Origin of the sequence: Marinimicrobium sp. UBA4509 (assembly GCF_002388575.1) — a bacterium.
GTDB lineage: Bacteria > Pseudomonadota > Gammaproteobacteria > Pseudomonadales > Cellvibrionaceae > Marinimicrobium > Marinimicrobium koreense.
Window position 1 is genome coordinate 1 of the sequence record NZ_DGMV01000034.1, and the last position, 5,851, is coordinate 5,851.

At 61.9% G+C, this 5,851-nt stretch carries 5 protein-coding genes and 1 riboswitch; of the genes, 4 read left to right on the forward strand and 1 reads right to left on the reverse strand.

The genetic code is table 11. The annotated features are described in order from the left end of the window. Positions 1 to 368 (reverse strand): hypothetical protein (locus tag B3520_RS04790; RefSeq protein WP_286875516.1); only part of this gene is annotated, 368 nt, incomplete at its 3' end. Between the two features lie 132 nt (positions 369 to 500). Here B3520_RS04790 and B3520_RS04795 point away from each other — a divergent pair. The 4 genes from B3520_RS04795 to B3520_RS04810 form a co-directional block, all read left to right on the forward strand. Then, positions 501 to 2,609, forward strand: coding sequence for a transporter substrate-binding domain-containing protein (locus B3520_RS04795; protein WP_286807217.1), 2,109 nt, complete (start codon positions 501 to 503; stop codon positions 2,607 to 2,609). A gap of 65 nt (positions 2,610 to 2,674) precedes the next feature. Next, positions 2,675 to 2,832: riboswitch (cobalamin riboswitch) on the forward strand. A gap of 172 nt (positions 2,833 to 3,004) precedes the next feature. Further along, positions 3,005 to 4,792 carry a TonB-dependent receptor plug domain-containing protein gene (locus tag B3520_RS04800; protein WP_286807219.1) on the forward strand — a complete coding sequence of 596 codons (1,788 nt, stop codon included), beginning with the start codon at positions 3,005 to 3,007 and terminating at the stop codon, positions 4,790 to 4,792. 21 nt (positions 4,793 to 4,813) lie between these two features. Continuing rightward, complete coding sequence (cobO, locus tag B3520_RS04805; RefSeq protein ID WP_286807220.1) at positions 4,814 to 5,431, forward strand: cob(I)yrinic acid a,c-diamide adenosyltransferase; 618 nt, start codon at positions 4,814 to 4,816, stop codon at positions 5,429 to 5,431. Between the two features lie 2 nt (positions 5,432 to 5,433). Then, the coding region (locus B3520_RS04810) for an iron chelate uptake ABC transporter family permease subunit (protein WP_414673873.1) at positions 5,434 to 5,851 on the forward strand (418 nt) is incomplete at its 3' end.

The window sequence follows — 5,851 nt, forward strand, 5'->3', positions numbered from 1 at the left end:
ATGGGTTCGGAAAACGTGAGGCTGACCAATGCGGCCCGCTCGACGTCACCCTCCGGCGCATAGCGCACCAAATGCGGAGCTGAAGGGTTCTCGTCCGGTGTCAGGTCGTTCGGCCTGGGGAAAGCGGGCTCGGCGGTCGGTCCGGTCGGTGGGGCGGGCGTATCGGCCGTGGTATCGGTTTTTGCGGGCCCGGAAGCGGCCGGCAGTGGCGGTAGCGATTGCAGCAGCGCGGCGGTTTCCTGTTCGCTCAGGGTTTGGTCTTCGCACAGCCCGCCGGGCTGGCAGCCGGTGAGCGCCAACAGGCCAAGGCCAAAAATAAGAGGGGAGATGAGTCTGGCCGCCCGCCGGCGTTGCCCTTGAGTATCCATGCTTGATCCTTTCACTCCGATGTTATCCGCTGTGCCCCTGACCGGGGGTCCCGAGGGTGCTGATTGTGCAATCTGAAAGCTCAGACAGTAGACTGTAGCAAATAATCCCACTACCGGATTGAGAGGATCACTATGCGCGCATTTCTGTGGGGCTTGTCACTGATGTGTCTGTCCATCGCCGGTTGCAGTCAGGACGGCTCCGAGAGTGACAATTCCCCGGCGGGCGAAAAGGTGCCCGATACCCCAGATGGCTATGTCGAGACGGGTGATCTCGACGCGCTGAAATCCCGGGGGCAATTCCGGATTCTGGTGCATCGGGCCGCGGATGAGTATTTGCCGCGGGCCGGCTATCCGCTGGATGTGGAGCGGGAGATGGCCAAGCGGTTCGCCCGGGAACAGGGGCTGGAGCCTGTGGTGATTTCGGTTCCCGAGTACGGAGACCTGTTGGCGCAGCTGTTGGCCGGTCGGGGCGATATGGTGGCGGCCAACCTCACGGTGACCCCCGAGCGGGCCGAGCAGGTGGGTTTTACCCTGGGGGTTGATCAGACTCGGGAAGTTCTGGTGGGACGCAGCGGAGAGCCCGCCCCCGAGGGGGTCGCGGACCTGAGTGGCCGGCGGGTCGGGGTCATGCGCGATACCAGTTTCTGGGAGTTGGCCGATACCTATTTTGCCGAGGTGCCGGATATCGACCCGGACATCGAAATAGTGCCGCTGCCCTCGACCATGACCAGTGACGAGGTGCTCGATGGCCTGGTGGCGGGCGAGTACGATTTTGCGCTGCAGGACAGTAATGTCATGGACGTGGTCCGTACTTACCGGGACGATGTACAGGTGCAGCTCACCCTGGGGGAGCGACGCCCGCTGGCCTGGGCGATTCGCCCCTCCAATACCGCGTTGCTTGAAGAACTCAATCGCTTTCTGACCCGCGAACGCCTGACACGCACCGATATCCGGGCGCATACGGACGATCTGGCGGGCATCAAGGAACGCAAGGTGTTGCGGGTGATTACCCGGAACAACGGCGCTACTTACTATCTGTACCGGGGAGAGTTGGTCGGTTTTGAGTACGAACTGGCCAAGCGCTTTGCTGACAGCCTGGGCGTGCGTCTGCAGATGGTCGTGGCCGACAGTGACGAGGCGATGATCCCGATGCTCAACGAGGGGCGTGGGGATATGATTGCCGCCTTCATGACGCGCACGGACGAGCGCGCGGATCGGGTGGCCTTTTCCCGTCCCTACCACTACGCCACCGAGACGCTCGTCGGACGCGCGGACGAGCCGGCCATTGACTCGCTCAAACAACTGGCGGGCCGTACCCTGCACCTGCGCCGATCCAGCAGCTATTGGTCAACAGCCGAGTCAATCCGGGAGCGGGGGGTGGATGTGACCCTCGCGCCGGTCTCTTCCACCATGGAAACGGAGGATATTCTGGCGCGCGTGGCCGATGGCACCTATGACCTGACCATCGCCGACAGCCATATTCTGCAGTCGGAGCTGACCTGGCGGGATGATATTCAGGGTCTGTTGCCCCTGGGTGACCCCACCAACCAGGGCTGGGCGGTGCGCCCGGAGAATCCGGAGTTGCTGGCGGCGGTGAATGCGTTCTGGAAAAAGGAATACCGTGGGCTGCATTACAACATTCTGTACAAACGTTACTTCGAGGACGACGCCCGCATCCGTGAGCAGCGGGCCGGACGGGTGGATGTGTCGGAAACGGGGGCGCTTTCACCCTGGGATGAACTGGCCCGGTCCTACGCGGAGCAGTATGGCTTTGACTGGCGCCTGATCCTGGCGCAGATGTATCAGGAGAGTCGGTTTGATCCGGCGGCCGTGTCCTGGGTGGGCGCCAAGGGCCTGATGCAGGTCATGCCCCGTACCGGCAATGAGTTGGGGCTGTCTCCCCTGGATGATCCGGAAGTCAGTGTGCATGCCGGCGTCAAATACATGGACTGGCTGCGCTACCGGTTCCCGGAGCGGCTACCGGTGGACGAGCAGATGTGGTTTTCCCTGGCGGCTTACAATGCCGGCGTGGGACATGTGCGCGACGCCCGCCGCTTGGCGGACCAGCAGGGGTGGGATCCGGACCAGTGGTTTGGCCATGTGGAAAAAGCCATGCTGTTGCTCACCCAACCGCGCTATTACCAGAAGGCCCGATTTGGTTTTGTGCGCGGCCATGAGCCGGTGAGTTATGTGCGCCACATTCGGGATCGTTACCGCGCCTATGCCCGACTGACGGAGTAGTGGCAAGCCTGCCTCCTTGGGGGTACCGCCTGTGCGTCGTTGACTTTCCCGCGGCGCTCCCCTACATTGCCGCCTCGACACAGGGTGCCTGCTGCCCCCGACTCCTATCGAGGCTGAGCAGGTTAAACGGGAAGTCTGGACAATCCAGCGCTGCCCCCGCAACGGTGATCAGGGTGAATCATGGCCCTGTAAGCCCGATACCGGCCCTCTGTCGCGTTCTATGATGGAGCGGAGGGCTACCATCCGGCAATCCTTCACGTGCTGCCCCGCGCAGCCGCGTCGCTTTGCGTTTCCTCCCTCCCCATGTTGTCTTTGATCAAACATAGGGGATTACTGTGTTTAAAACATCTGTACTCAGTGCAGCGGTCTTCGCTGCCTCGGTCCCGGCGCTCGCCGTGGCCCAATCATCCCAAGCCTCTTTTGACCCGGCGTCGGCCAACTCACCGTTGGAAACCCTGGTGGTGGTCGCCTCCCGGACCGAAACACCGCTGCGCCAATTGGGTAGCTCGGTCGCCGTGTTGGACAAGCAGGACCTGAAAAACCTGGGCGTACAGTCTCTGGCCGACGCGCTGCGGACCATGCCGTCGGTGTCCATTACCAATGCCGGTGGACCGGGCAAGGCCAGCTCGGTGCGGGTGCGCGGTGAGTCCGGTTTCCGGACGTTGGTGCGCGTGGATGGGGTGGATATCACCGACCCCACGGGGCCTCAGTCGAGCAGCCAGGTCCATCACCTGTTGACGGCCAACGTTGCCCGGGTCGAGCTGCTTCGTGGCCCACAGGGCATGATGTACGGCGCGGATGCGGGCGGTGTACTCAACGTCACCACCGATCATATCAACGACGGAATGCAGTCGGGCCTGAGTGGTGAAGGCGGCCGCTACGATACCCGGAATTATTCCGGTTATGTGGGCGGTGGTAATGAGCAGGGCGACTTTTATCTCTCGGCCGCGCGCGCCGATACCGAGGGTTTCAGCGCTCGATCCGACGATCCCACCGGGGAGGCCGATGGCTACGAAAACACCACGCTGCACGCGCGCGGTGGTTGGAATCTGGATCGGGATTTGCGGGCGCAGATCGTCGTGCGTGATACCGAAGGCACATCGGAATTTGATAACTGCGGCTTCCCGGTAGCGACGCAAGACTGCGTTGATCAGTTTGAGCAAACCAACGCGCGGGCCAGCATTACCCACCGTAATCAGAGCGGCGCCAATACCTTTGCTTACTCTCAGACCGATGTGGACCGGATCAACTACGCCGATGGCGCTGTGTCCTATCAAACCGAAGGGAAAATCGCCAAGTGGGAACTGAACGGTAAAGTGGATCTTGCCGACTCTCACACCCTGGTGTACGGCGCCGAGCATCGCCGCGATGAGGTGATGGACCTGGAGCGCGAGCAACGCGGGGCCTACCTCGAGTATCAGGGTGCTTATCAGCAACAGTGGTTTGTGACCGCCGGTGTGCGTCAGGATGATAATGACGATTTTGGCAATCACACCAGCTATCGTCTGAGCACTGCTTACCGGGTGCCGCTGTCCAGTGGTGAGCTGAAGTTCAAATCGGCTTTGGGTACCGGGTTCCGCGCACCCAGCCTGTCGGAAATCGACTATAACCGATCACAGGAACTTCCACCGCCGTCGTTGGACGCCGAAGAGAGTCGAGGTCTGGATCTGGGTGTCGAATATTTCGGACGCAATGGCCTGCACCTGGAAGCGGTCTGGTTTGATCAGAAAATCGAAGACGAAATCTTTTTCGATATGATCGCCTACAGCGGTTATCTGCAAGATGGCGTCACCAGTGAGTCCCGAGGGGTAGAGCTGAATTCCGAGGTGCCTTTGGCCGACCAGTGGCAACTGGTGGGTAACTACACTTACGTCGACACCGAAGCCGGCGATGGCAACCCTCGCTCACTGCAGCCGCGTCATCTGGCCAATGTCGGTCTGCGCTACTCGCCGGTGGAGGCACTCACGGTGGCGCTGGACTGGCGCACATCCCGGGATCGGCAAGAGGGCACCACCGAGTTGGACGATTATCAGGTGGTCAACGCCAATGTGCGCTATCAGGTCATTGACGGTATGGTGGTGTTTGTGCGCGCGGAAAACCTGCTGGATGAGGACTATGTCGAAACCCTCAACTACAACACCAGCGGCGCGGCCGGCTATGCCGGTGTAGAGTTCACCTTTTAGGCACTAATGACAGGACACTCCATGAGTGACACGAACGAAGAGCGCAAGGCGGCCCGTCACAAGGCCGCCATGGTAAAACAGAAATCCCGGGTGGATGCCCGCATCGCTGAGGCGGATACCGATCGCGGTGTGGCCATTCTGTTGACCGGTAACGGCAAGGGGAAATCCAGCTCGGCCTTCGGCATGGTGCTGCGTGCCCTGGGCTATGGCCAGACGGTGGGCGTGGTCCAGTTCATCAAGGGCGAGCAGCTCTCCGGGGAGGAAATCTACCTCAAAGAGCAGCTCCCCCAGGTGCGCTTTTACCAGATGGGCACCGGATTTACCTGGGATACCCAGGACCGCAGTGGGGACATTGCCGCCGCCGAACGGACCTGGGCCCAGGCGGCGGAGATGCTCAATGACCCCGCGCTGGATCTGGTGGTGCTGGATGAGCTGACCTACATGCTGGCCTTTGACTATCTGGATGAGGCCACCGTGCTCTCGGCCCTGGCGAACCGGCCGGCTCATCAGAGTGTGGTGGTCACCGGGCGGGGTGGCGGTGCTGAACTGCAGGCACTGATGGATACCGTCTCGGAAGTGAAGGATATCAAGCACGCCTTCAACGCCGGGATCAAAGCCCGTCGGGGCGTGGACTACTGACCGTGGTGGTGCTCGCCCGCACCCGCCAGAGCCGGCGCCGTCAGGGTACGATTGTCCTGGGGGGCGCGCTGGTGGTCAGCGCACTGCTCTCGCTGTGGCTGGGCTCGGTGAACCTGGGGGCGGTCAATGTCCTCAAGGCCCTGGTGGGGCTGGAGGCGCCCGGGCACACCGCGCAGATTGTGCAGGCAATCCGACTGCCTCGTGCTTTGCTGGCGGCGTCGGTGGGAGCTCTGCTGGCGCTGTGCGGCGCTATCCTGCAGGGGTTGTTCCGCAACCCACTGGCGGACCCCTCCCTGATCGGTGTGACTGCCGGCGCCTCCGTGGGTGCTAGCCTGATGATTGTGCTCGGCACGGGGATGAGTGGGGTGCTAACCGGTGTGGCCGGTATGTCCTTGGTATCCCTAGGCGCGTTTCTGGGTG

Bases quoted from the DNA above. Each gene is read 5' to 3' on its own strand.
- cobO (WP_286807220.1), top strand. From the start codon at position 4,814: ATGAGTGACACGAACGAAGAGCGCAAGGCGGCCCGTCACAAGGCCGCC.
- B3520_RS04795 (WP_286807217.1), top strand. From the start codon at position 501: ATGCGCGCATTTCTGTGGGGCTTGTCACTGATGTGTCTGTCCATCGCC.